This is a genomic window from Klebsiella sp. MISC125 (genome assembly GCF_051131775.1).
GTDB lineage: Bacteria > Pseudomonadota > Gammaproteobacteria > Enterobacterales > Enterobacteriaceae > Klebsiella.
Map to the genome: position 1 here is coordinate 1,182,516 of NZ_CP180448.1, position 21,532 is coordinate 1,204,047.

At 54.0% G+C, this 21,532-nt stretch carries 19 protein-coding genes and 2 pseudogenes; 15 read left to right on the forward strand and 6 right to left on the reverse strand.

The genetic code is table 11. From position 1 onward, the window contains the following. Positions 1–83 precede the first annotated feature (83 nt). Together aas and lplT are read left to right on the forward strand one after the other, a co-directional pair. Positions 84–2,243, forward strand: a complete 2,160-nt coding sequence (gene aas, locus ACMYSL_RS05620) for a bifunctional acyl-ACP--phospholipid O-acyltransferase/long-chain-fatty-acid--ACP ligase (protein WP_434661670.1) — start codon at positions 84–86, stop codon at positions 2,241–2,243. Further along, on the forward strand, positions 2,236–3,429 hold the full coding sequence (lplT, locus tag ACMYSL_RS05625; RefSeq protein WP_434661672.1) for a lysophospholipid transporter LplT: 1,194 nt from the start codon (positions 2,236–2,238) through the stop codon (positions 3,427–3,429). The genes aas and lplT overlap by 8 nt, the downstream gene beginning before the upstream one ends. A 161-nt stretch (positions 3,430–3,590) precedes the next feature. Here the strand turns inward: lplT and ACMYSL_RS05630 are convergent, their stop codons facing one another. The 5 genes from ACMYSL_RS05630 to ACMYSL_RS05650 all read right to left on the reverse strand — a co-directional run bounded on the left by ACMYSL_RS05630 (position 3,591) and on the right by ACMYSL_RS05650 (position 6,905). Beyond that, positions 3,591–4,631 (reverse strand): NADP(H)-dependent aldo-keto reductase, encoded by a 1,041-nt coding sequence (locus ACMYSL_RS05630; RefSeq protein WP_434661674.1) that lies wholly within the window; start codon positions 4,629–4,631, stop codon positions 3,591–3,593. 237 nt (positions 4,632–4,868) lie between these two features. Continuing rightward, on the reverse strand, positions 4,869–5,087 hold the full coding sequence (locus tag ACMYSL_RS05635; RefSeq protein ID WP_004867116.1) for a YgdI/YgdR family lipoprotein: 219 nt from the start codon (positions 5,085–5,087) through the stop codon (positions 4,869–4,871). A gap of 128 nt (positions 5,088–5,215) precedes the next feature. Continuing rightward, a complete protein-coding gene (locus tag ACMYSL_RS05640) occupies positions 5,216–5,929 on the reverse strand; it encodes a TerC family protein (RefSeq protein ID WP_112213964.1) in 714 nt (237 codons plus the stop codon). An 81-nt stretch (positions 5,930–6,010) separates the two neighbouring features. After that, positions 6,011–6,706 carry a DNA mismatch repair endonuclease MutH gene (gene mutH / locus ACMYSL_RS05645; RefSeq protein WP_182234695.1) on the reverse strand — a complete coding sequence of 232 codons (696 nt, stop codon included), beginning with the start codon at positions 6,704–6,706 and terminating at the stop codon, positions 6,011–6,013. Between the two features lie 124 nt (positions 6,707–6,830). Further along, a complete protein-coding gene (locus ACMYSL_RS05650) occupies positions 6,831–6,905 on the reverse strand; it encodes a hypothetical protein (protein ID WP_275944292.1) in 75 nt (24 codons plus the stop codon). On the opposite strand from ACMYSL_RS05650, the pseudogene ACMYSL_RS05655 reads away from it, so the two are divergent. From ACMYSL_RS05655 to thyA, 5 genes and pseudogenes are all read left to right on the forward strand, one after another. After that, positions 6,893–6,964 (forward strand): annotated as a pseudogene (locus ACMYSL_RS05655) (hypothetical protein); the annotation flags it as partial. The gene ACMYSL_RS05650 and the pseudogene ACMYSL_RS05655 sit on opposite strands and share 13 nt — an antisense overlap. 424 nt (positions 6,965–7,388) lie before the next feature. Further along, positions 7,389–7,919 carry an RNA pyrophosphohydrolase gene (rppH, locus tag ACMYSL_RS05660; RefSeq protein WP_112213962.1) on the forward strand — a complete coding sequence of 177 codons (531 nt, stop codon included), beginning with the start codon at positions 7,389–7,391 and terminating at the stop codon, positions 7,917–7,919. Positions 7,920–7,931: 12 nt separating this feature from the next. Beyond that, positions 7,932–10,178: a phosphoenolpyruvate--protein phosphotransferase gene (gene ptsP / locus ACMYSL_RS05665; RefSeq protein WP_181485015.1), complete on the forward strand. Its 2,247-nt coding sequence runs from the start codon at positions 7,932–7,934 to the stop codon at positions 10,176–10,178. Positions 10,179–10,405: 227 nt separating this feature from the next. Continuing rightward, entirely contained in the window at positions 10,406–11,281 is an 876-nt protein-coding gene (lgt, locus tag ACMYSL_RS05670) for a prolipoprotein diacylglyceryl transferase (protein WP_110276449.1), read from the forward strand. Between the two features lie 6 nt (positions 11,282–11,287). Continuing rightward, the gene (gene thyA, locus ACMYSL_RS05675) at positions 11,288–12,082 is read left to right on the forward strand and encodes a thymidylate synthase (RefSeq protein ID WP_182234691.1); all 795 of its coding nucleotides are present in this window, start codon (positions 11,288–11,290) and stop codon (positions 12,080–12,082) included. Between the two features lie 211 nt (positions 12,083–12,293). Here thyA and ACMYSL_RS05680 read toward each other — a convergent pair whose 3' ends face one another. Beyond that, complete coding sequence (locus ACMYSL_RS05680) at positions 12,294–12,734, reverse strand: helix-turn-helix domain-containing protein (RefSeq protein WP_434661677.1); 441 nt, start codon at positions 12,732–12,734, stop codon at positions 12,294–12,296. Positions 12,735–12,928: 194 nt separating this feature from the next. Between ACMYSL_RS05680 and ACMYSL_RS05685 the strand changes: the two are divergent. The 8 genes and pseudogenes from ACMYSL_RS05685 to recC form a co-directional block, all read left to right on the forward strand. Next, positions 12,929–12,973, forward strand: a pseudogene (locus tag ACMYSL_RS05685) (hypothetical protein); the annotation flags it as partial. Between the two features lie 443 nt (positions 12,974–13,416). Further along, entirely contained in the window at positions 13,417–14,700 is a 1,284-nt protein-coding gene (locus ACMYSL_RS05690) for an HAAAP family serine/threonine permease (protein WP_112213957.1), read from the forward strand. 63 nt (positions 14,701–14,763) lie between these two features. Beyond that, a complete protein-coding gene (locus ACMYSL_RS05695) occupies positions 14,764–16,131 on the forward strand; it encodes an L-serine ammonia-lyase (RefSeq protein WP_304253369.1) in 1,368 nt (455 codons plus the stop codon). A gap of 229 nt (positions 16,132–16,360) precedes the next feature. After that, positions 16,361–16,828: a prepilin peptidase-dependent protein gene (locus ACMYSL_RS05700; protein ID WP_434661678.1), complete on the forward strand. Its 468-nt coding sequence runs from the start codon at positions 16,361–16,363 to the stop codon at positions 16,826–16,828. After that, complete coding sequence (locus ACMYSL_RS05705; protein WP_434661680.1) at positions 16,819–17,382, forward strand: prepilin peptidase-dependent protein; 564 nt, start codon at positions 16,819–16,821, stop codon at positions 17,380–17,382. The genes ACMYSL_RS05700 and ACMYSL_RS05705 overlap by 10 nt, the downstream gene beginning before the upstream one ends. Beyond that, on the forward strand, positions 17,379–17,786 hold the full coding sequence (locus ACMYSL_RS05710; protein ID WP_434661682.1) for a DUF2509 family protein: 408 nt from the start codon (positions 17,379–17,381) through the stop codon (positions 17,784–17,786). The genes ACMYSL_RS05705 and ACMYSL_RS05710 overlap by 4 nt, the downstream gene beginning before the upstream one ends. Continuing rightward, positions 17,771–18,094, forward strand: coding sequence for a prepilin-type N-terminal cleavage/methylation domain-containing protein (locus tag ACMYSL_RS05715; RefSeq protein WP_434661683.1), 324 nt, complete (start codon positions 17,771–17,773; stop codon positions 18,092–18,094). The genes ACMYSL_RS05710 and ACMYSL_RS05715 overlap by 16 nt, the downstream gene beginning before the upstream one ends. A gap of 12 nt (positions 18,095–18,106) precedes the next feature. Continuing rightward, positions 18,107–21,481 carry an exodeoxyribonuclease V subunit gamma gene (gene recC / locus ACMYSL_RS05720; RefSeq protein WP_434661685.1) on the forward strand — a complete coding sequence of 1,125 codons (3,375 nt, stop codon included), beginning with the start codon at positions 18,107–18,109 and terminating at the stop codon, positions 21,479–21,481. Positions 21,482–21,532 lie beyond the last annotated feature (51 nt).

The following is a 21,532-nucleotide window of genomic DNA, read 5'->3' on the forward strand; positions in this document are numbered from 1 at the left end:
CTGAATTCCGCTACCTATACTGCATTTTCCATGCCTTCTCGTGTAACCTGCTTTGACTGATTAACCGGTCAAACGGAGTTGTTATGCTTTTAGGATTTTTTAGACTGCTATTCAAAGGATTGTACCGGGTAAAGCTAACCGGTGACACGCAGGCGCTGTACCAGCAAAAGGTACTGATTACGCCAAACCACGTCTCATTTCTTGATGGCGTACTGCTGGCTCTCTTCTTGCCAGTGCGCCCCGTCTTCGCGGTGTACTCCTCGATTACCGATCGCTGGTTTATGCGTGCGCTAAAGCCGATTATTGATTTCGTCCCGCTGGACCCGACCAAACCGATGTCAATCAAGCATCTGGTGCGCCTGATTGAACAGGGGCGTCCGGTGGTGATTTTCCCGGAAGGGCGGATCTCGGTGAGCGGCTCGTTGATGAAAATTTATGACGGCGCAGCCTTTGTGGCGGCGAAGTCGCAGGCGACGATTGTGCCGCTGCGAATTGAAGGTGCTGAACTCACGCCCTTTAGTCGCCTGAAGGGGCTGGTTAAGCGCCGCCTGTTCCCGCGTATTCAACTGCATGTGCTGCCGCCGACGCATCTGGTGATGCCGGATGCGCCGCGCGCCCGCGACCGGCGTAAAATCGCCGGTGAAATGCTGCATCAAATCATGATGGAAGCGCGGATGGCGGTGCGCCCGCGCGAAACGCTGTACGAGGCGCTGCTGGCGGCTCAGGACCGTTACGGTGCGCGCAAAAACTGCGTGGAAGATATTAATTTTCAGCCGGACACTTACCGTAAGCTGCTGACCAAAACGCTGTTTGTGGCGCGTATTCTGGAAAAATACAGCGCGCAGGGCGAAAAAATCGGCCTGATGTTACCGAATGCCGGGATTAGCGCGGCGGTGATTTTTGGCGCTGTCGCCCGTGGGCGCATTCCGGCGATGATGAACTACACCGCCGGGATCAAAGGCCTGAGCAGTGCGATTACCGCTGCGGAAATCAAAACCATCTTTACTTCCCGTACCTTCCTCGACAAAGGCAAACTCTGGCATCTGCCGGAGCAACTGACTCAGGTGCGCTGGGTATTCCTCGAAGATTTAAAAGGTGACGTCACCGCTGCCGATAAACTGTGGATTTTCAGTCGTTTGCTGATGCCGAAGCTGGCGCAGGTTAAGCAGCAGCCGGAAGACGCGGCGATGGTCCTGTTTACCTCTGGCTCGGAAGGTCACCCGAAAGGTGTGGTGCATAGCCACAAGAGCCTGCTGGCCAACGTTGAGCAAATTAAAACCATCGCTGACTTTACCGCCAACGACCGTTTTATGTCGGCATTGCCGCTGTTCCACTCATTTGGTCTGACGGTAGGCTTGCTGACGCCGTTGTTTACCGGCGCAGAAGTCTTTCTCTATCCCAGCCCGCTGCATTATCGCGTGGTGCCGGAGCTGGTGTACGACCGCAACTGTACGGTGCTGTTCGGTACCTCGACATTCCTCGCCAACTACGCCCGCTTTGCCAATCCGTATGATTTTTATCGCCTGCGTTACGTTGTCGCGGGGGCAGAGAAGCTGCAGGAAAGCACGAAGCAGATCTGGCAGGACAAGTTCGGCCTGCGCATTCTTGAAGGCTACGGTGTCACCGAATGCGCGCCGGTCGTATCGATTAACGTGCCAATGGCGGCGAAAGTGGGCACCGTTGGCCGTATTCTGCCTGGCATGGACGCCCGTCTGCTGGCGATGCCTGGTATTGAAGAGGGGGGCCGTTTACAGCTCAAAGGCCCGAATATCATGAAAGGCTATCTGCGGGTAGAAAACCCTGGCGTGCTGGAAGCACCGACGGCGGAAAATCAGCACGGCGAAGTGGAAACCGGCTGGTATGACACCGGGGATATCGTTGGCTTTGATGAGCAAGGCTATGTGCGAATTCAGGGCCGTGCCAAGCGCTTTGCCAAAATCGCCGGTGAGATGGTGTCGCTGGAGATGGTCGAGCAGCTGGCGCTGGCGATTTCGCCGGACAAAATGCACGGCACGGCGATTAAACAAGATGCCAGCAAGGGCGAGGCGCTGGTGCTGTTTACCACCGATAATGAACTGAATCGTGAAAAACTGCTGCGCTATGCCCGTGAACACGGCGTGCCGGAGCTGGCGGTACCGCGCGACATTCGCTGGCTTAAGCAGCTCCCGTTATTGGGCAGCGGCAAGCCGGACTTTGTCACCCTCAAAGGTATGGTAGAACAGACGGAACATCCTCATGAGTGAGTCAGTACACACTAACAATTCGCTGTACTCGAAAGGGATGGTGGCGGTTATCTGCGCCCAGTTTCTCTCGGCATTTGGCGATAACGCGCTGCTGTTCGCTACCCTGGCGCTGATGAAGCAGCTGTTCTACCCGGAGTGGAGTCAGCCGGTATTGCAGATGCTGTTTGTGGGCGCTTACATTCTTTTTGCGCCATTTGTCGGGCAGTTTGCCGATAGCTTCGCTAAAGGGCGGGTGATGATGGTCGCTAACGGGCTGAAGCTTGTCGGCGCAGGCTGCATCTGCTTCGGCGTGAACCCGTTTATTGGCTACACGTTAGTGGGCATTGGCGCAGCCGCCTATTCTCCAGCCAAATACGGTATCCTCGGCGAGCTGACGACCGGTGATAAGTTAGTGAAAGCTAACGGCTTGATGGAGTCCTCAACCATTGCGGCGATACTGCTTGGCTCAATGGCCGGTGGTGTTCTGGCGGACTGGCATGTTGTTGCGGCGCTCAGCGTCTGCGCGGTGGTGTATGCCGGAGCGGTGGTGGCCAACCTGTGGATCCCGAAGCTGCCCGCGGCGCGTCCGGGGCAGTCATGGCGCTTTAAGCCGATGACTCACAGTTTCTTTAGCGCCTGTACCACGCTATGGCGCAACAGCGAAACCCGCTTTTCGCTGGTGGGTACCAGCTTATTTTGGGGCGCGGGCGTTACGCTGCGCTTCCTGCTGGTGTTGTGGGTACCGGTGGCGCTGGGGATCACCAGCAACGCGATGCCGACTTATCTCAACGCGATGGTGGCAGTAGGGATTGTGCTGGGTGCCGGTGCGGCGGCGAAGCTGGTGACGCTGGAAACGGTATCCCGCTGTCTGCCTGCCGGTTTCTTAATTGGCATTGTCGTGGTTTTCTTTGCCATTCAACAAGCCTTGTTACCGGCGTTTGGCTTGCTGTTGCTGCTCGGCGCGTTCGGTGGTTTCTTTATCGTACCGTTGAATGCGCTGCTCCAGGAGCGCGGGAAGCATACGGTTGGCGCAGGTAACGCGATCGCGGTGCAGAACCTCGGCGAAAACGTGGCGATGCTGCTGATGCTGGGCCTCTATTCCCTGGCGGTGAGCATCGGTATTCCGGTTGTCGGCGTAGGGATTGGCTTTGGTACGGTGTTTGCTCTGGCTATCGCCGCCCTGTGGATTTGGGGACGGCGTAAATAATCTCCCGGAGGCGGCGCGTTGCGCCTGTCCGGGCTACAAAACCGCACGAACGTGTAGCCCGGACAGATGCGTAGCATCGCCTCCGGGAAAAAAGCCTGCGCGGTTCTGGAATTTTGTAGCCCGGGTAAGGCGTTTACGCCGCGACCCGGGGCTTTCCTGTCTTACGGTGCCGGATAGGTATAAACCTGATGCACCGCTTCAATCTCCGCTAAAACCTCTGCGCTGAGCTCCAGATGGAGGCTCTCGACGTTAGTCTTAAGCTGCTCCATGGTCGTCGCCCCAAGCAGAGTGCTGGCGACAAACGGTTGGCGACGCACGAAGGCCAGCGCCATCTGAGCCGGGTCAATATTGTGACGCTTAGCGATATCGACATAGGCTGCCACCGCTTTCTGCGTCTGCTCTCCGCTATAGCGCGTAAAGCGGCTGAACAGCGTATTGCGCGCTCCGGCCGGTTTCGCGCCATTAAGGTATTTCCCGGTCAGCGTACCGAACGCCAGACAGGAATAAGCCAGCAGCTCGACACCTTCATATTGACTCACTTCCGCCAGGCCCACTTCATAGCTGCGGTTCACCAGACTGTACGGATTCTGGATGGTTACAATGCGCGGCAGGTCGTGTTTGTCAGCCAGGTGCAGATAACGCATCACGCCAAACGCCGTTTCGTTAGAAACGCCGATATAGCGAATCTTCCCGGCGCGCTGGAACTCAGCGAGCGCCTCCAGCGTATCCAATAGAGTGACGACCGGAGCGGAGTCGGCCCAGGTATAGCCCAGCTTGCCAAAACAGTTGGTTGGGCGCTGTGGCCAGTGGACTTGGTAGAGGTCGAGGTAATCGGTTTGCAGGCGCTTCAGGCTGTCGTGTAGCGCCTCGCGGATGTTTTTACGATCCAGCTTATGGTCAGGACGAATGCTGCTGTCGTTGTTGCGAGAAGGGCCGCTAACTTTAGAGGCGATAACCAGCTTCTCGCGATTGCCGCGCTTAGCCAGCCAGTTACCGACGTAGGTTTCCGTCAGGCCCTGGGTTTCCGGGCGAGGCGGGACGGGATACATTTCAGCGACATCAATCAGATTGATACCCTGACTGACGGCGTAATCGAGCTGCTCGTGTGCGTCGGCCTCGCTATTCTGCTCACCAAACGTCATTGTGCCCAGCCCCAGCGTGCTGATTTCAAGAGAACTGTGTGGGATACGGTGATACTGCATAGCCAGCTTCCTTTTTTATCTACAAGGTCAGGCGTTCCCCGACAAAGGAATATAAAAATGGCAGAGGGGGAGAAAAAGAGGAAGTAAAAAGATCAAAAAAGCCGGGCTTGCGAAACGTAGCCTGATTTATCCCTGTGGATGCATCAGATTTTCCCGACTCTTTTTTGAAAACTGAAGGATGTTGAAGAGGCAGCGCAGCCACGCGATGAATGACAAGCTGCTGGTCAACTAAATACCTTAACGTTTAATAATCTGGGAAACGTCATCACGATTGATCTGCATTTTGTTACCTTGCTGATCTTCGTAACTGATTAGACCGGTATCATCATCTACTGCGGGTTTACCATCAGTCAGAATCATACGACCATCTTTGGTCGCCATCACGTAATCGCTGCTGCAACCGGAAACCGAGAACGCTAGTCCTACGGCGGAAATCAATACTGCCCATTTTTTCATTGTTGTTACCTCTATTATTTATGGCCGCACCTCGTACCAGTATATTAATAGCCTGATTTGTGAGACATAAAAAGCAGTTAAGTCTTAAAAAAGGATTGCAGCCCGTTTCAGGGCTGCATTTTAGCGGGTTACAGCGGGTTTTTTTTATTTCGCAGCAGGTTGAGGCTTTCAACCGCAATGGAAAAGAACATCGCGAAATAGATGTAACCTTTCGGCACGTGCACGTCGAAACTTTCGAGCATCAGCGTGAAGCCGACGAGAATCAAAAACGACAGCGCCAGCATTTTGACTGAAGGGTGGCGGTCAACAAAATCGCCTATCGAACGAGCGGCAAACATCATCACCAGCACCGAGATAATGACCGCAGCCATCATAATAAACAGATGATCCGACAGCCCAACGGCGGTGATCACCGAATCGAGGCTGAAAATAATATCCAGCAGCATAATCTGCACAATCGCGCCCATAAATGAATGGACGTTGGTTTTCAGCCCTTCCTCTTCCCCTTCGATCGATTCGTGAATCTCTTTACTTGCCTTCCAGATAAGGAACAGCCCGCCGAGCAGCAGAATCAGATCGCGAAAAGAGACCTCCTGGCTGAACACAGTAAACAATGGATTGGTGAGCTTGACGACCCATGCGATTGACGCCAACAGCGCCAGACGCATGATCATCGCCCCCATTAACCCGATGCGGCGGGCATGAGCCCGTTGCGCGGTGGGGAGTTTTGCGACAACCAGAGAGAGGAAAATAATATTATCGATCCCAAGCACTATCTCCAGCAGCGTCAGCGTACCAAGCGCCAGCCAGGCGTTAGGATCGGTTACCCATGCAAATAACATCGTTCAAAGTCCTGCAAAATAGAAAGATGCAATTATATGCAACCATTGCGGCAGAACAAAAAATTAATCATCTTCTGGTCGTTATTTAGAGGAGAGAAGGAAATGGCGGGCCAGCAGGGCGGCGGTGAAATTTTTCTTTAGATAAAACCCGCGCGGTAGAGTAAGGATGGGCTCGCCGTGAGTACCGATGGCTTCGGTTAGCGCTTTACTGTTCGCGGCTTTTGGACGCAACTGCAGTACTTCGCCATGGCGAGCGGTGATACGCTCAACCTGCCCCAGAACGATCAGGTCCATTAACTCTTCCCAGTCCATGCGCAGCTGGCGATCTTCCTCTTCGCTCGGGCTCCACAGCAGCGGCGCTCCGACGCGGCGCTCGGCAAGTGGGATCGTGCGCGCGCCTTCAACGGGTACCCACAATACGCGCTTAAGCTTATGGCGCACGTGGCTACTCTCCCAGGTGACGCCGCTATTGCCGGTAAGCGGTGCAACGCAGACGAAGGTGGTCTCCAGCGGACGGCCCTGAAAGTCGACCGGTATCGTTTTAAGCTCAACGCCCAGCGCGGCAAAATCCTGCTCGGGTTTACTGCCCGCGCTGGCTCCTAGCCAAATCTCCAGCAGAATGCCGATCCACCCTTTATCACGTTTTAAATCGCGTGGGATCGGAATGCCCGCCAGTGCGGCCAATTCACCTAACGAATAACCTGCTAACTGCTGCGCCTGGGCCAGCAGTTGCTCCTGGCTTTGCGGTGGTGATGGGAGCGGCGCAATGGTTGGCATAACATGAAACCTCTGTCTAAAAAATGAGCGGTAATTTCATCCGTTGTGGATAGAGTTTACCTTTTCTGGGGTAAGTATGACAATGTGATGATTCGTATGACTTTTTTTTCTATTTTTTACCGCTTTAAAAATTGTTAAAACGAGTTTTCCAGAACTGGTCACTGGCAATGAACAGGATCTTACACCATGTTATCCACAGAAAACTGGGATAACTGGGGAAAAGCCCCACTACTGTTTCCATTTACAGCCTTGACGTGCGGGTAAAATCGAGTTTTTAGACGAAATATGCTCAGTTGGCTTGCTTAAGCTGTGGATAAAACCAACATTGCTCGATCTTTCATCAGTTCCAGGATCTCATATGTGATGATCATCACGTTATGCTATGGTTTATGAAAGTTTTTCATTATAACTTAATGAAAAACATGTCATTATTTATTTGTGTTATCACTACGCCGTTCGGATTACTCCGGGTTTTCCCTGGTTAATTCCATACTTCTTCACAACTCTATCCACAGAAAAAGTGAATAAAATCGCCCGATGATGGCTGTCGCTGTTTATAACTCGGGGTATTACTGTGAGTTATTCAAATGTTATTCGATCTCATCGTGCTAACAGAGTGGTTTACCGTTTCCAGCGAGTGTGAAACAATCATTCACATTGAAGCTTATTTTGAGGTAGTCCGGTGATTGATGACGATGGCTACCGCCCAAATGTCGGCATTGTAATCTGTAATCGCCAGGGCCAGGTCATGTGGGCCAGGCGCTATGGTCAGCACTCGTGGCAGTTCCCGCAAGGGGGCATTAATCCAGGAGAATCAGCAGAGCAAGCGATGTATCGGGAATTGTTCGAAGAAGTTGGGTTAAGCCGCAAAGATGTGCGGATCCTGGCTTCAACCCGTAACTGGTTGCGTTACAAATTACCTAAGCGTTTGGTGCGTTGGGACACAAAGCCGGTATGTATCGGCCAGAAACAAAAGTGGTTTCTCCTGCAATTGATCGGCAGTGATGCGGATGTCAATATGCAAACCAGCAGTACACCTGAGTTTGATGGCTGGCGATGGGTAAGTTACTGGTACCCGGTACGCCAAGTGGTGTCGTTTAAGCGCGACGTTTACCGCCGGGTGATGAAAGAGTTTGCCAGCGTCACTATGGCGCTAGCGGAGAGCGCGCCTAAGCCGCAAAGCGCGCCTGCATATCGACGTAAAAGAGGTTAAGCCACGCACATTATGCTCACTCGGTTGCGAGAAATAGTCGAGAAGGTCGCGAGTGCGCCGCGTTTAAACGAGGCGCTGGATATCCTGGTAACCGATATCTGCGCCGCGATGGAGACGGAAGTCTGTTCGGTTTATCTGGCTGACAACGACCGACGCTGCTATTACCTGATGGCGACTCGCGGGTTGAAAAAGCCCCGCGGGCGCATTGTTGCGCTCGCTTTTGATGAAGGCCTGGTCGGTTTGGTTGGTCGCCTGGCGGAACCTATTAACCTTGCCGACGCGCAAAAGCACCCCAGCTTTAAATATATTCCTGCGGTAAAAGAGGGCCGTTTTCGCGCCTTCCTTGGTGTACCGATCATCCAGCGGCGTCAACTGCTGGGGGTACTGGTAGTACAGCAGCGCGAGCTGCGTCAGTTCGATGAAAGCGAAGAGTCTTTTCTTGTCACTCTGGCCACGCAAATCGCCGGCATTCTCTCTCAATCTCAACTGACCGCGTTGTTCGGTCAATATCGTCAGACCCGCATCCGCGCGCTGCCCGCTTCATCGGGCGTCGCGATTGCCGAAGGCTGGATGGACGTCAGCCTGCCGTTGATGGAGCAGGTCTACGAAGCCTCGACGCTCGATACGGCTTCCGAGCGCGAACGGCTGACCGGCGCGCTGGAAGAGGCGGCCAATGAATTTCGCCGCTATAGCAAGCGCTATTCTGCCGGGGCGCAGAAAGAGACAGCGGCAATCTTTGATCTCTATTCACACCTGCTTTCCGATGCGCGCCTGCGCCGTGAGCTGTTCGCCGAAGTCGATCAAGGCGCGGTGGCTGAGTGGGCGGTGAAGAAGATTATCGAGAAGTTCGCCGAACAGTTTGCCGCGCTCAGCGATGGTTATCTGAAAGAGCGCGCGGGCGATCTGCGTACGCTAGGCCAGCGGCTGCTTTTCCATCTTGATGACAGTATTCAAGGTCCGAATACCTGGCCAGAGCGCATTGTGCTGGTGGCCGATGAGCTGTCGGCGGCGACTCTGGCGGAAGTTCCCCAGGAGCGTTTAGCGGGCGTGGTCGTTCGCGACGGCGCGGCGAACTCACATGCTGCGATTATGGTCCGTGCGCTGGGCATTCCGACGGTGATGGGGGCGGATATTCAGCCTTCGCTGCTGCACGGACATACCCTGATCGTCGACGGCTATCGCGGCGAGCTGCTGGTTGACCCAGAGCCGGTGCTGCTGCAAGAGTATCAGCGCCTGATCAGCGAAGAAAACGAGCTCAGTCGCCTGGCTGAAGACGATCTCGAGCGCGCATCCGAACTGAAAAGCGGTGAGCGGGTAAAAGTGATGCTCAACGCGGGCCTGAGCCCTGAGCACGAAGAAAAACTTGGCAATTTTGTCGACGGCATTGGTCTGTATCGCACTGAAATCCCCTTTATGCTGCAAAGCGGTTTCCCCTCTGAAGAGGAGCAGGTTGCGCAGTATCAGGGTATGTTGCAGATGTTCAACGAGAAATCGGTGACCCTGCGCACGCTGGATATCGGGGCGGATAAACAGCTGCCATATATGCCGATTAGCGAAGAAAATCCGTGCCTTGGCTGGCGTGGCATTCGGATCACGCTCGATCAGCCGGAGATCTTTCTGGTTCAGGTGCGCGCGATGCTGCGTGCCAACGCGGCGACCGGCAATCTCAGCATTTTGCTACCGATGGTCACCAGCCTGGATGAAGTGGATGAGGCCCGCCGTCTTATCGATCGTGCCAGCCGTGAAGTGGAAGAGATGATCGGTTATGCCATTCCACGTCCGCGTCTTGGCGTGATGCTGGAAGTGCCCTCGATGGTCTTTATGCTGCCGCAACTGGCCAGCCGCGTCGATTTTATCTCCGTTGGCACTAATGACCTGACGCAGTATCTTCTCGCCGTGGATCGTAACAATACCCGAGTCGCCAGTATGTACGATAGCCTGCACCCGGCGGTACTGCGGGCGCTGGCGATGATTGCCCGTGATGCCGAGCGTTTTGGTATCGACCTGCGTCTTTGCGGGGAAATGGCGGGTGATCCGATGTGCGTGACGATCCTGATTGGTCTTGGTTATCGCCATCTGTCGATGAACGGTCGTTCGGTGGCGAGGGTGAAATACCTGCTGCGCCGCATTGATATCAACGAGGCTCAGGAGCTTTCTCACCGCAGTCTGGAAGCGCAAATGACTGCGGAAGTTCGCCACCAGGTTGCCGCCTTTATGGAGAGACGCGGTTTGGGCGGCCTGATTCGCGGTGGCCGCTAGCGGGGGCTACAGTTTGCGGGTTGGGTAGCCCGGACAGGTGCAGCGCGCCGCCTCTGGGAATGTTCAGCTACGTATTCGCATTCGTATACATATCTTTTACATGTCCGGCGCGGATCGTCCTTAACGCTTATGCTATCATTCGCAGCCTTTGGAGCGCCCGTTTTTGGCGGGCGCGAACGATAACCGCTGTCCACTTTCGGCGGAATAACAAGTGTTTATGGTGACAGATGAATAGTGGCTACCTGCATTTTCCGGAGTTTGATCCGGTAATATTTTCCATTGGACCGCTCGCCCTCCACTGGTACGGCATGATGTACCTGGTCGGGTTTATTTTTGCGATGTGGTTGGCCACCCGTCGGGCCAATCGTCCGGGCAGTGGTTGGACGAAAAACGAAGTTGAAAACCTGCTGTATGCCGGGTTCCTCGGGGTCTTCCTCGGTGGTCGTATTGGCTATGTATTTTTCTATAACCTGCCGGTATTCCTCGACGATCCGCTCTATCTGTTCCGCGTCTGGGACGGCGGGATGTCCTTCCATGGCGGCCTCATCGGCGTGATTCTGGTGATGATCATCTTCGCCAAACGCACGAAGCGCACTTTCTTCCAGGTCTCTGATTTTATTGCGCCGCTGATTCCATTTGGCCTGGGTGCCGGGCGTCTGGGCAACTTTATCAACGGTGAACTGTGGGGACGCGTCGATCCGAGTTTTCACTATTCGATGATTTTCCCCGGCTCCCGTGCAGAAGATCTGGCGCTGCTGCCGTCGCATCCTGAGTGGCAATCGCTGTTCGACACTTACGGCGCGCTGCCGCGTCACGCTTCGCAGCTCTATGAAATGGCGCTGGAAGGTGTGGTGTTGTTCCTGATCCTGAACCTGTTTATCCGCAAACCGCGCCCAACCGGTTCGGTCTCTGGCCTGTTCCTGATTGGCTACGGCCTGTTCCGCATCATCGTGGAATTCTTCCGTCAGCCCGACGCGCAGTTCACTGGCGGCTGGGTACAGTACATTAGCATGGGGCAGATTCTTTCCATCCCGATGGTGCTTGCGGGTATCATAATGATGGTCTGGGCGTACCGTTGTCGTCCGCAGCAACAAAACTCTTGAGGAACCATGAAACAGTATCTTGATTTGATGCAGAAAGTGCTCGCTGAGGGCACGCAAAAAAATGACCGCACCGGAACTGGCACAGTCTCTATCTTCGGCCATCAGATGCGTTTTAACCTGCAGGAAGGATTCCCGTTGGTGACGACCAAGCGCTGTCATTTACGCTCCATCATCCATGAACTGCTGTGGTTCCTGCAAGGTGATACAAACGTTGCGTATTTGCGCGAAAACAACGTCACCATCTGGGACGAGTGGGCGGATGAGAATGGCGATCTGGGACCGGTCTACGGCAAACAGTGGCGTTCATGGCCTGCGCCGGATGGCCGTCATATCGATCAGATCAGCACCGTAATGGAACAGCTGAAAAACGACCCGGATTCGCGCCGCATCATCGTTTCGGCATGGAACGTCGGCGAGCTGAACAAAATGGCGCTGGCACCGTGCCACGCGTTCTTCCAGTTCTATGTGGCGGACGGCAAGCTCTCTTGCCAGTTGTATCAGCGCTCTTGCGACGTGTTCCTCGGCCTGCCGTTCAATATCGCCAGCTACGCGCTGCTGGTGCATATGGTCGCACAGCAATGCGACCTCGAAGTAGGCGATTTTGTCTGGACTGGCGGCGACACTCACCTGTACAGCAACCATATGGAGCAGACGCATCTGCAGCTGAGCCGCGAACCGCGCGCGCTGCCGAAGCTGGTCATCAAACGCAAACCGGCGTCGATTTTCGACTACCGTTTTGAAGACTTCGAAATTGAAGGCTATGACCCGCATCCGGGGATTAAAGCGCCTGTGGCGATTTGATCTGGAAGTGACGACGAAAAACCGCTGATACTTGAAGTGAACCCCGAAAGTTGGATATCCAGCAAGTAGGGGTTTGTTGTTTATGGGACACAAAAACTATTCAGTCAGATTCAAGCAATCTGTTGCCCTTTATTTCCTCTCTGGAAAGGATGATACCGGAGGGACATCAAAGCTATTTGGCGCTGGCAACGGCACCGCTCCCCAAAGCTGACTACCCTTTTTTCTCTGCGTCAGGCGGCTGGAAAGACCACACCACGCTGTGAGAGGCCGCTGAGGTGTACCATTCGTTAATGGTGGCGTTTGCCTCGTTGGTCTGTGCGGTCGTGGCAAATTTCTCTTTTGGCTGATGTGTTTTTTTCCGAATACGGATACGGGAAGGTGTCGTGGTATTGATTTGCGCGTTAAAGGTACGAATGTGTGAGTCGAATAAAACAGACTCCAACTGATGCAGACGATCCAGACCGCGTAAAATACCAATAAGCGTACTGAGAGTAACAGACTCGCCTAATTCAACGCGTTTGATGGTTGCAGCGCCGACCTGTGCGCGCTCGGCCAGCTCAATCTGTGACAGCCCAAGCTGTATACGCGTTTCTTTAATTCTGCGGCACAATTCAGAAATAATTTCACTGTCGGGCATCGTACTGAAACGCATTTCAATTCCTCTACTGCGTAATAAATCCTGACAGATTATTTAGCATATTAAATTATAAATAAAGCAGATAATTTCTCTTTTGCGATAGTCACAACATTGTTTTTTTGGTAGCGCCTTTAAATAGTTGGATGTTGTTATATTCTTCAGTTATTTAAGGTACTTCTGCGGCGACGGTTACTGTCCATTGCCCTCGTGGCGATGTTGATGCTGTTTACCGGACTGGCAGAGGCTCAAATTAGGATATTTCCTCAGAAACCTGGCTCGATAACGGCTCATCGGGACGCCGTTGTGGTGTCGCCCGGTGTGGAAACCTGCCACGATTGCTCAGTTTGGCAGCCATCAGCAATCTGACATATTTAAATTGGAGATAATGTTTTTTGATTCTCATGAATTGTATGACAAATATCGTTTGTTATCTCTGGAATTAAAATATATAAATATATGGCTAATTGAAGTGGGTGTCGAAATAATAACGTATTAAAAATGATACTTTAAAAAATATTAAATTTTTGGTGCTATTTTTGATGCGTTAAAAGTCCTCTCTATAAATCAGGTTATGTGATCGCGGTTAGTGAATCAGCTTAGTTGTATTTAATAAAATAGCCAAATAAACACAGCACATTTATTACCTGAATCAGAGTCAAATAAATCTGACACTACTCTATATTACTGAGGCAATACTATGGAAACCGTTCAAAATACCCTCGTTGCTCGCGAGAGCAGCGGCTGGAGAAAAAGTGATACCGTCTGGATGCTGGGTCTGTACGGTACTGCGATTGGCGCGGGGGTACTTTTCCTGCCGATTAACGCCGGGGTAGGGGGCTTAGTGCCGCTGATAATCATGGCCATTATCGCATTCCCTATGACGTTTTTTGCCCACCGTGGTTTAACCCGTTTTGTTCTCTCGGGAAAAAATCCGGGTGAAGATATTACCGAAGTGGTTGAAGAGCATTTCGGCACTGGTGCGGGTAAGCTTATTACGCTGCTCTACTTCTTCGCTATTTATCCTATTCTGCTGGTCTATAGCGTCGCAATTACCAACACGGTTGATAGCTTTATTACTCACCAGCTTGGCCTGGCGTCTCCGCCGCGCGCTATTTTGTCGCTGATTTTGATTATCGGCATGATGGGCATTGTCCGCTTTGGCGAAAAAATGATTGTTAAGGCCATGAGCGTGCTGGTGTTTCCGTTCGTGTTTGCGTTGATGCTGCTGGCGCTGTATTTGATCCCGCAATGGAATGGTGCGGTACTGGATACCCTGTCGCTGAGCAGCGCTTCCGCAACGGGTAATGGTCTGTGGATGACCCTGTGGCTGGCTATCCCGGTAATGGTTTTCTCCTTCAACCATTCGCCGATCATCTCCTCTTTTGCGGTGGCAAAACGTGAAGAATACGGTCAGGACGCTGAGCGTAAGTGTTCCCGTATCCTGGGCTTTGCCCACATCATGATGGTGCTGACCGTTATGTTCTTCGTGTTCAGCTGTGTGCTGAGCCTCTCTCCGGAAAACCTGGCGGAAGCGAAAGCACAGAACATCTCCATCCTCTCTTACCTGGCGAACCATTTTAATGCGCCGGTGATTGCCTGGATGGCACCTGTCATCGCGATGATTGCGATTACCAAATCCTTCCTCGGCCACTACCTCGGTGCGCGTGAAGGTTTCAATGGCATGGTGATTAAGTCCCTGCGCGGTAAAGGGAAATCAATAGAAATCAACAAACTGAACAAGATCACTGCGCTGTTCATGTTGGTGACCACCTGGATTGTAGCGACACTGAACCCGAGTATCCTGGGCATGATTGAAACGCTGGGCGGCCCGGTTATCGCGATGATTCTGTTCCTGATGCCGATGTATGCCATCAATAAAGTGCCGGCCATGCGCAAATACAGCGGTCACATCAGCAACGTGTTTGTGGTTGTGATGGGGTTGATTGCCATCTCCGCCATCTTCTTCTCACTGTTCAGCTAAGTTTTCAGCGCCGCCTGTCGCAGGCGGCACATCCGTTTTGCTTTGTAACCGCATGGGTGCCACATGATTAGCGTTTTCGATATTTTCAAAATCAGCATCGGGCCGTCCAGCTCACATACTGTTGGGCCGATGAAAGCAGGAAAACATTTTGTTGATACCCTGCAGGAAAAAGGCCTGCTGCATAAAGTGACTCGTCTGGTGGTGGATGTGTATGGCTCTCTGTCATTAACGGGTAAAGGCCACCATACCGATATTGCAATTATTCTTGGGCTGTCCGGGTATTTACCGGATACCGTTGATATCGACGCCATTCCCGGCATTATTTGCGATGTAAACACCATGCATCGTCTGTTTATTGAAGAAGGCCAGAGAGAAATTCAGTTCCCGGTGGCAGAATGCATGCGTTTTCACAATGAGTTTCTGCCGCTGCATGAAAATGGCATGAGTATTACCGCGTTTTGCGACGGAAAAATCGTCCATTTTCAGACTTACTATTCCATTGGTGGCGGTTTTATCGTCACGGAGGAAAACTTTGGCAAGAATCAGGACGCGGAGGTCGATATTCCGTTCCCGTTCTATTCTGCCCGCAACCTGCTGGCACACTGCCAGGACAACTGCCTGTCAATTTCTGCGGTGATGATGAAAAACGAGATCGCCCGCCACGGCAGGGATAGCGTTGAGCAAAATATGGCGAAAATCTGGGAGACCATGAGAAATGCTATTAACCGGGGTATGAACACGGAAGGCATTTTGCCTGGACCACTAAAAGTGCCACGTCGTGCTTCTGCGCTGCACCGCGTGCTGGCACCGCAGAGCCAGTCGATTACACCACTGAGTGCGATGGATTGGGTCAATATGTTCGCGATGGCGGTAGGGGAAGAGAACGCGGCGGGCGGGCGAGTCGTTACCGCACCGACCAACGGTGCCTGCGGCATTATCCCGGCGGTACTGGCCTATTACGATCGCTTTATCAAGGCGGTGACGCCGGAAATCTATATGCGCTACTATCTGACCGCGGGTGCGATTGGCATTCTGTACAAGATGAATGCGTCTATTTCCGGGGCAGAGGTTGGTTGCCAGGGGGAAGTGGGGGTGGCCTGCTCGATGGCGTCTGCCGGACTGGCAGAGCTGCTGGGTGGCAGTCCGGATAAGGTATGCATTGCCGCGGAAATCGGCATGGAACATAACCTCGGTCTGACCTGCGATCCGGTGGCCGGACAGGTTCAGGTACCGTGCATTGAGCGTAACGCGATTGCGGCAGTGAAGGCCATTAATTCGGCCAGCATGGCTATGTATCGTACCAGCGATCCAAAAGTCTCACTGGATAAAGTCATCGAAACGATGTTTGAGACAGGCAAAGATATGAATGCCAAATATCGTGAAACAGCACGAGGCGGTCTGGCGATTAAAGTCGCGGTGTGCGAATCCTGAGACCTGGAAAACCGCCTGCAGAATGGAGTTCACTTCATTCTGCAGGCGGTTTTTTTATGCGCCAACCCAGCTAAACGACGGCTATAAACCGTGATCAGAACCCGCTTTTTGCGAGCTGGTTTCCCGCAACTTTGCAACCCATTGCAACGCTTTAAATACTCTCCGACGCGCGACGCAAACCCTCACTTTGCCGTTCGTATCAGTCATCAATGATACGCATACTCGGCCCATGAACAGAGAACATGGCTATACCCTGATTGAAACCCTGATAACGATGATGCTGGTTGTCATTCTTAGCGCCAGTGGGCTATACGGATGGCAGAGCTGGCGACAGCAGCAGCGCCTGTGGCAAACCGCTTGCCAGGTCCGGGACTATCTTGTGCTGTTGCGCGACGACGCCAACTGGCACAACCGCGACCGGATATTAAACGTCGGGCAAAGCGTGGAGGGTTGGTGCCTGAGTGCCACCGGCGCGGCGGCCAACTGTAGCGTAAAGAGCGCTTTCACGTTGCAACCGCTGTGGCCGGACGTTTCGCTCAGTGCGATCACACCAGGTCTTGGGTTTTACGGCCTGCGCAATACCGCCTGGGCCGGGCATATAAGGCTGCAAAGCGCAGCGGGCGGCTGGAATATTATTGTTTCCAACTGGGGGAGAATCCGCCTGTGTCGCGGCGAGGAGACGACATCATGTCAGTAATTCATCGTGGCTTTTCTCTCCCCGAAACGCTGATAGCGATGGCAATTAGCTCCGTTTTATTACTCGGAAGCGCCCGCTTTTTGCCCTCTTTGCAGCGAGCGGTTCTGAACCAGACCCAGCAGCAGTCTCTGGAAAATGAACTCTGGCAGCGTCTCTATACCGTGGCGAAGCATTTGCAACGCGCCGGTTATTGCCGTGGTCTCTGTAGCGGGGAAGCGCTACACATTACAGGCAGCGGCGATTGTGTGCTCCTGCGCTGGGATGGCAACAGCGACGGGGTCTGGAATGCCTATCCGTCGTCGGAATCTGATACGACAGGCTTTCGGCTACGCGACGGAGCGCTGGAAACCTTGCGCGGGGCGAGTGACTGTAGCGGAAAAGGCTGGGAGAGAATGACCAACCCGGCGGCGATTAAAGTCACCACGTTTCAGATTACCCGGCAGGGCAGGACGGATTATCCCCCTGAGCTATCGATAACGCTGGCGGCGCAATCCGTTGCTGACTCGCGAATTCACGCGCAGGCGGAATACAGCGTAACGGGATATAACCTGTGAATCGCCAGCGCGGTCTCTCTTCACTGCTGATGGTGCTCCTGCTGTTAGCGCTTGGTAGTCTGCTGCTTCAGGGGTTAAACCAGCAGCAGCGTTCTTTGTTGGCGCAAACGGCCAGCGAAACGCAGGCGCTTCGCGATACTGCTGGTGCGCATTCCGCACTACAGTGGGGAAAGGGGCTCTCCTGGTCGTTGCAGGATGCAGCGAACTGCCAGCAGAATGGCGAATTTGGTTGGCGCGCTTGTATGCGCATTTTCAGCGACGCATCGGTATTGCTGATAGGCGGTAGCGGCACCATGCTGTTGTGGCAATCCGGTGTTGTTGAACAAAACCAGCTGCGCTTTTCACCCCACGGCTGGAGTGATTTTTGCCCGCTAAAGGAGGCGAGCTTATGTCAGATGCCTTGAGGCGACAACGCGGTTTTAGCCTGCCGGAAACGCTGCTAGCTTTAGTGTTGCTGATCATGACCGTTACCGCGTTGGCGGGATATCAACGTGGGCTGGCTAATGGTTTTATGCAGCTCAATCAGTATCGCCAGCTGTGGCGTGACGCATGGCGATTCGGGCAGCTTAGCCCTGCCGAGATTCCGGCAAACCGACAGGTATCCCGTATGCAGACATCGGTGCAAAGATGTGTCAGCATCACGGTAACGATCACGATGCCCACCGCAAGGCGGGCGCAGATGACCCGGCTGCATTGCCCGGTCAGTCAGTAGCCAGGAGCGAATATGTTAAGGGTGTACCACTCAAACCGTCTGGATGTGCTTGAAGCGTTGATGGAATTTATCGTCGAACGCCAGCGGCTGGATGACCCTTTCATTCCTGAAATGGTGCTGGTGCAGAGTACCGGGATGGCGCAATGGCTACAGATGACGCTGGCGAAGCGATTCGGGATCGCGGCCAATATTGAATTCCCTCTGCCAGCCAGTTTTATCTGGGACATGTTCGTACGGGTGCTGAAAGATATCCCCGGGGAAAGCGCGTTCAGCAAACAGAGCATGAGCTGGAAGCTGATGACCTTGCTGCCTCAGCGTCTTGACGATGAAGCCTTCACGCTGCTGCGCCACTATCTGAGCGACGACAGTGACAAGCGCAAACTGTTTCAACTGGCGACAAGGGTGGCGGATCTCTATGACCAGTATCTGGTTTATCGCCCTGAATGGCTAATGCGCTGGGAGGCTGACGGGCGCGTGGACGGCCTTGGCGAGGCACAGGATTGGCAAGCGCCGTTGTGGAAAGCGCTGGTGGAGTACACTGCGGAACTGGGTCAGCCGCTGTGGCATCGCGCCAACTTGTATCAACGCTTTATCAGCGCGCTTGAATCCGCTGAAGAGCCTCCTGCCGGGCTGCCGTCGCGGGTATTTATTTGTGGGATTTCGGCGCTGCCGCCGGTGTACCTGCAGGCGCTACAGGCGCTGGGTAAGCATGTTGATGTTTACGTCCTCTTCACCAACCCTTGCCGCTACTACTGGGGTGACATCAAAGATCCAGCATTTTTGGCCAGACTGATGTCCCGCCAGCGTCGCCATCATCGTGAAACGACCCGAGAGCTGCCGCTGTTCCGTGATACTGAACAGGCACCCGGATTATTTAATGATTCCGGGGAGCAGGATGTCGGTAACCCAATGCTGGCCTCCTGGGGCAAGCTGGGGCGTGACTATATCTACTTACTGGCAGGTCTGGAACGCTATGAAGAGTTGGATGCTTTTGTTGATATCGTACCTGACAACCTGCTGCATAATCTTCAGGCTGACATCCTCGATCTGCGCAATGCCGCGGTGGCCGGGCGCAGCGCCGAGGAGTTCGCCAACAGCCGCAGCAAGCGCCCTTTAGCGCTGGACGATCGCAGCCTGATGATTCATGTCTGCCACAGCCCGCAGCGCGAGGTCGAGGTGCTGCACGACAGGCTGCTGGCGATGCTCGAAGAGAATCCCGAACTGACGCCGCGCGATATTATCGTCATGGTCGCGGATATCGATAGCTACAGTCCCTATATCCAGGCCGTCTTCGGCAGCGCCAGCGGCGAACGCTGGCTACCATGGGCGATTTCCGACCGTCGCGCCCGTGAATCGCATCCTGCGCTACAGGCATTTATTACCCTCCTTTCGCTGCCCGATAGCCGCTTTGCCAGCGAAGACGTGCTGGCGCTGCTGGACGTTCCTGTGCTGGCGGCGCGGTTTAATATTGACGAAGAGGGGCTACGCTACCTACGCCAGTGGGTTAACGAATCCGGTGTGCGTTGGGGGATGGATGACGACAACGTTCGTGAGTTGGATCTCCCGGCAACCGGCCAGCACACCTGGCGCTTTGGCCTGACGCGGATGCTGCTGGGCTACGCAATGGACAGCAGCGAGGGGGAGTGGCGCGCGGTTCTGCCATACGATGAGTCGAGCGGGCTTATCGCCGAACTGGTGGGTAACCTGGCATCCTTGCTAATGCAGCTTAATCTCTGGCGTCGCGGGCTGGCTCAGGAGCGGCCTCTGGCGGAGTGGCTGCCGGTATGCCGCGACGTGCTGAACGACTTTTTCCTGCCAGATAGCGAAACAGAGGCGGCTCTGGCGCTCATTGAACAACAGTGGCAGGCGGTGATTGATGGCGGCGTTGAGGCCCAGTACGGCGAAGCGGTGCCGCTGTCGCTGCTTCGCGATGAACTCTCCCAGCGCCTCGATCAGCAGCGCATCAGCCAGCGCTTCCTTGCCGGGCCGGTGAACATCTGTACCCTGATGCCCATGCGCTCGATTCCTTTTAAAGTAGTCTGCCTGCTGGGAATGAACGACGGCGTTTATCCGCGTACTCTGGCACCGCTGGGCTTTGACTTAATGAGCCAGAAACCGCAGCGTGGCGACCGTAGCCGTCGTGATGATGACCGTTATCTGTTCCTCGAAGCGCTGATGTCGGCCGAGCAGAAGCTGTATATCAGCTATATTGGTCGCTCTATTCAGGATAATAGCGAGCGCTATCCTTCCGTTCTGGTCCAGGAGCTGGCGGACTATATCGGTCAAAGCCACTGTCTGGCGGGCGATGAGTCGTTGGATTGCGACGCCAGCGAGCGTCGTGTCAAAGAGCACATCACTCATCTGCATACGCGCATGCCTTTTGATGCCGCCAACTTTCAAGACAACGAAGATCAAAGCTATGCCCGGGAATGGCTGGCAGCCGCCAGCCAGCAGGGGGAGGCGCACGGTGATTTTATCCAGCCGCTACCCGCCCCGGAAATTGACCACCTCCCTTTCGAACAGTTGCTGCGTTTCTGGCAGCATCCGGTTCGCGCCTTCTTCCAGCAGCGGCTGCGGGTTAATTTCCGCTCGGAAGAGAGCGAAATCCCCGACGATGAACCTTTCACCCTTGAAGGGCTGAGCCGCTATCAGCTGAACCAGCAACTGCTGAATACGCTGATTGAGCAGCAGGACGCCTCGGTGATGTATCGCCGTTTTCGTGCCGCCGGAGAGTTACCCTATGGCGCTTTCGGCGAACTGGCCTGGGAGACTCAGCGTCAGGAGATGCAAAACCTGGCGGAGCGGGTCATTGCCAGCCGCAAACCGGGGCAGAGTCTGGAAATCGATCTGCAATGTAACGGAGTCAACATTACTGGGTGGTTGCAGCAGGTACAATCCGACGGTTTGCTGCGCTGGCGGCCATCGCTGCTGAGCGTGGCGCAGGGAATGCAACTTTGGCTGGAGCATCTTGTCTATTGTGCAAGTGGCGGTATCGGCGAAAGTCGACTGTTTGTGCGCAAAGACGGGGAGTGGCATTTTCCTCCGCTGGCGCAAGAGCAGGCTCAAGGATATCTGAATGAACTGGTCGACGGTTATCTGCAAGGGATGTCTAAACCGCTACTGCTGCTGCCAGAAAGCGGAGGTGCATGGCTAAAAGTCTGTTACGACGCCGAAAAGGATGTCATGTTAATGGATGAAGAGACGCAGCAGAAAGCGCGCAGTAAATTTCTTCAGGCCTATGAAGGAAACATGGTGGTCAGCGGTGAGGGTACCGACGTTTGGTATCAGCGCCTGTGGCGCACCCTGGAGCCGGAATACTATGAAGAGATTATCGCGCAAACGCAGCGCTATTTGCTGCCGGTATTTCGTTTCCATCAGTCCGAATAAAATTTTAATAGTATAAAAATTGCGCAATATATGGCTGTTCATTTATGATGC

Coding starts and splice junctions, on each gene's coding strand:
- ACMYSL_RS05695 (WP_304253369.1), top strand. CDS start 14,764: ATGATTAGCGTTTTCGATATTTTCAAAATCAGCATCGGGCCGTCCAGC.
- lgt (WP_110276449.1), top strand. CDS start 10,406: ATGAATAGTGGCTACCTGCATTTTCCGGAGTTTGATCCGGTAATATTT.
- mutH (WP_182234695.1), bottom strand. CDS start 6,706: ATGCCAACCATTGCGCCGCTCCCATCACCACCGCAAAGCCAGGAGCAA.
- ptsP (WP_181485015.1), top strand. CDS start 7,932: ATGCTCACTCGGTTGCGAGAAATAGTCGAGAAGGTCGCGAGTGCGCCG.
- ACMYSL_RS05680 (WP_434661677.1), bottom strand. CDS start 12,734: ATGCGTTTCAGTACGATGCCCGACAGTGAAATTATTTCTGAATTGTGC.
- ACMYSL_RS05715 (WP_434661683.1), top strand. CDS start 17,771: ATGTCAGATGCCTTGAGGCGACAACGCGGTTTTAGCCTGCCGGAAACG.
- ACMYSL_RS05630 (WP_434661674.1), bottom strand. CDS start 4,631: ATGCAGTATCACCGTATCCCACACAGTTCTCTTGAAATCAGCACGCTG.
- ACMYSL_RS05635 (WP_004867116.1), bottom strand. CDS start 5,087: ATGAAAAAATGGGCAGTATTGATTTCCGCCGTAGGACTAGCGTTCTCG.
- ACMYSL_RS05705 (WP_434661680.1), top strand. CDS start 16,819: ATGTCAGTAATTCATCGTGGCTTTTCTCTCCCCGAAACGCTGATAGCG.
- aas (WP_434661670.1), top strand. CDS start 84: ATGCTTTTAGGATTTTTTAGACTGCTATTCAAAGGATTGTACCGGGTA.
- ACMYSL_RS05700 (WP_434661678.1), top strand. CDS start 16,361: ATGAACAGAGAACATGGCTATACCCTGATTGAAACCCTGATAACGATG.
- thyA (WP_182234691.1), top strand. CDS start 11,288: ATGAAACAGTATCTTGATTTGATGCAGAAAGTGCTCGCTGAGGGCACG.
- lplT (WP_434661672.1), top strand. CDS start 2,236: ATGAGTGAGTCAGTACACACTAACAATTCGCTGTACTCGAAAGGGATG.
- recC (WP_434661685.1), top strand. CDS start 18,107: ATGTTAAGGGTGTACCACTCAAACCGTCTGGATGTGCTTGAAGCGTTG.
- ACMYSL_RS05690 (WP_112213957.1), top strand. CDS start 13,417: ATGGAAACCGTTCAAAATACCCTCGTTGCTCGCGAGAGCAGCGGCTGG.
- ACMYSL_RS05640 (WP_112213964.1), bottom strand. CDS start 5,929: ATGTTATTTGCATGGGTAACCGATCCTAACGCCTGGCTGGCGCTTGGT.